This window comes from Nonomuraea sp. NPDC049400 (assembly GCF_044466425.1).
Lineage (GTDB): Bacteria > Actinomycetota > Actinomycetes > Streptosporangiales > Streptosporangiaceae > Nonomuraea.
In genome coordinates, this window is the sequence record NZ_JBITMP010000141.1 from 1 (window position 1) to 2,364 (window position 2,364).

General features: G+C 64.1%; 4 protein-coding genes. 1 reads left to right on the forward strand and 3 read right to left on the reverse strand.

Going from position 1 to position 2,364, the window contains the following annotated elements; genetic code table 11:
- Positions 1-242 precede the first annotated feature (242 nt).
- Positions 243-674 carry a transposase gene (locus ACIBVN_RS60745; protein ID WP_397152003.1) on the reverse strand — a complete coding sequence of 144 codons (432 nt, stop codon included), beginning with the start codon at positions 672-674 and terminating at the stop codon, positions 243-245.
- 477 nt (positions 675-1,151) lie between these two features.
- On the opposite strand from ACIBVN_RS60745, the gene ACIBVN_RS60750 reads away from it, so the two are divergent.
- Positions 1,152-1,562: a hypothetical protein gene (locus ACIBVN_RS60750; protein WP_397152005.1), complete on the forward strand. Its 411-nt coding sequence runs from the start codon at positions 1,152-1,154 to the stop codon at positions 1,560-1,562.
- Here ACIBVN_RS60750 and ACIBVN_RS60755 read toward each other — a convergent pair whose 3' ends face one another.
- A complete protein-coding gene (locus ACIBVN_RS60755) occupies positions 1,563-2,108 on the reverse strand; it encodes a hypothetical protein (RefSeq protein WP_397152007.1) in 546 nt (181 codons plus the stop codon).
- Positions 2,109-2,251: 143 nt separating this feature from the next.
- Positions 2,252-2,350 carry an RICIN domain-containing protein gene (locus tag ACIBVN_RS60760; RefSeq protein WP_397152009.1) on the reverse strand — a complete coding sequence of 33 codons (99 nt, stop codon included), beginning with the start codon at positions 2,348-2,350 and terminating at the stop codon, positions 2,252-2,254.
- Positions 2,351-2,364: the final 14 nt, after the last annotated feature.

Consider the following 2,364-nt stretch of genomic DNA (forward strand, 5'->3'; position numbering starts at 1 on the left):
GCACTCCAACCGAAGAGCCAGACCCCGATCTCAGCGGCGTGAACGCCGCTGAGATGTTGCCACGCGTTGGCTAACGCCGTGTTTTCGGGCCAGAAACCGGAATGAGTTGGCCCGGCGCCCGAGATCCATGACCAGGTTCCGGGCTTGCTGGGCCGTCCAGGCGCCGGTGGGATGAGCGGTGACGCCCAGGATGTGAACGCGTCGTGTTACCACCTCCATCACGAACGACACGTATAGGCGTTTCAGGAAGATCGTGTCGATGTGGAAGAAGTCGCAGGCGAGTAGTCCTTTCGCTTGCAGGCGTAGAAACGTCCGCCAAGAGGTGTCGGAGGTTCGTGGCGCCGGCCGTTGTCGGCGTGAACGCAGGTGGCGACCAACCGAGACACCGTCGGATCGGAGGCTATCGGTCCGAACAGCTCTGGCGAGGACCTGAGCACCGCTACGTCTGCCAGACAGTCTCCGCCCAGCGCGGGCATCACCGCCAGATCGGTGATGATCTTCCCTGGATCGTGCACCGCTCGAGGCCGCCGCCACCCGGACAGGGCCTGCGACAGCCCTTGCGCCAAGCCGCTGACCCGCAGCGCCTCGACCAGCAGCAGGCCGCCGGCCTGACAGACGATCCCCTGCCCGTCCGATGACACCACGATCTTGCGACTCGAACCGATAGTCTTCACGTGAAAAGTGCTCCGGAACTCCGGACGGACAGGGCCTTTGACAAGCCCTATCTTCCCAGTTCAGGGGGCACTTTCCCATTTAACGATCAGATCCCCGCCGCTCAGGTGAAAGCCCGAGGCTAGCGGCACCATGCTGTCGATCTTGGTTGTCCCGGCCGAACCGGGCGCAGGAGGACGAACCATCACGTGCGGGTGCTGTGCTGTTGGAGTCACCGGGACAAGCAAGCCGACGAGTTCGCCCGCCGGATCGCCCGGAGATTCTTGCGTGAGTCGGCGGTTCGTCGGTCGTCAGACCGCGTCTCCTCAGCACGGGGCCGTTCCGCCGGACGCCAAAAGCAGTCACGCACCGTGAACATACCGGCGCTATACCGGAGGCTCGTATGGTGATCGGCACTGCTTGAAACCGAGCAGTTTCGAAGCAAGCTAGTAGGAGATTCCTTCGTGAAGATGAGCTCGCGTCGGCGGAAGTCGGCCACCGTGATCGCCGCCGGAGTCCTGGTCGCCCTGACCGGCCTGTCCATCAACGCTCCCGCGGCCTCGGCCGCCAGCGTCTCCGGTTGTAAGAGTTCGAAAACGTTCAGCTATTCGACCAGCTGGGCAAAGGTCAGTGGCGCCTTCGCACGGGATTGCAAGGTCACGTCCGGCTCCAACACCTACTACAGGCAGGACTTCGTCAGCTTCACGCTCAGAGACACGAAGTGCGACAAGTCCGGCCCTCGCGTCACCTTCTATCACGGCAGCGACTTCGCAATTTGGAGCAAGTACAACAGCTCCGGTTGCGACAAGTCCGTGACCGGGACTGGGTGGACAGGCACCGCCGGCAAGACCTGGTACCTAACGCTGAGGAGCGACAAGCACGGCCCGACCGGCCTCGTGAAGATCAGCTGATCAACGAGCATCCCGGCGATCTTCCTCGCTCCTGATCTCCTTGACTATTGTGATCTCCATCTGTCTGAGGGGAAACAGAGGCGCGATCGGCTTGCCGTACCGGGTGCGCCGCCCGGCGAGGGCGGCGAACATGCGGCCGATGTCCCGGGTGGTCAGCTGGGCCAACTCGATCCCGCCCAGGTACGGGATCAGATGCAGGCGTACATGATCGGCGTAACCTACGCGGGTGCTCGGCCGCAGCCCCTGCTGCGCTTGTAGCCAGCTGCGCAGCCAGCGCGCCTCCGTGTATCCCGCACCCGGCCCACTGTCCTGATCGGCGGCGATCGCCTCACCACCCGCGTGGTGGGCCTGCTCGGCGGTGGTGAACCCGCCACGCCGGAGCCGCTCGCGGCGTCCGGCCGCACCGCGCACTTGCACCGCGAAGTACCAACTGCCGTGCTCCTCCGTGTCCAGTCGCACGCAGCGCCGGCCGAGTTGCCTGCCGGAGATCGCATCGACACATCCGCAGCGCTTGTACACCAGAACGCGATCTTGATGATGTCTCATGTGTCCCGTCCTTTCTTGATCGGTGTTGCCGTCAAGGGCCAGGCAACACCTGACGCCAAAAGCCGACAACAGAGCGAGAGCAAAGACACGGAAGCGGGCAGGAGCGGGGGACCGTTCCGGGCGCTCGGCTTGCCGGTCAGGGCTCAGACCTGGGTGCGGCTCCACTGCTGGTTGGTGCCGGTGTTGCACGGATACTGCTTGAGGATCACGCCGTCGGCGGTCGATGCGGCCGGTACGTCCACGCATTTGCTGCTGT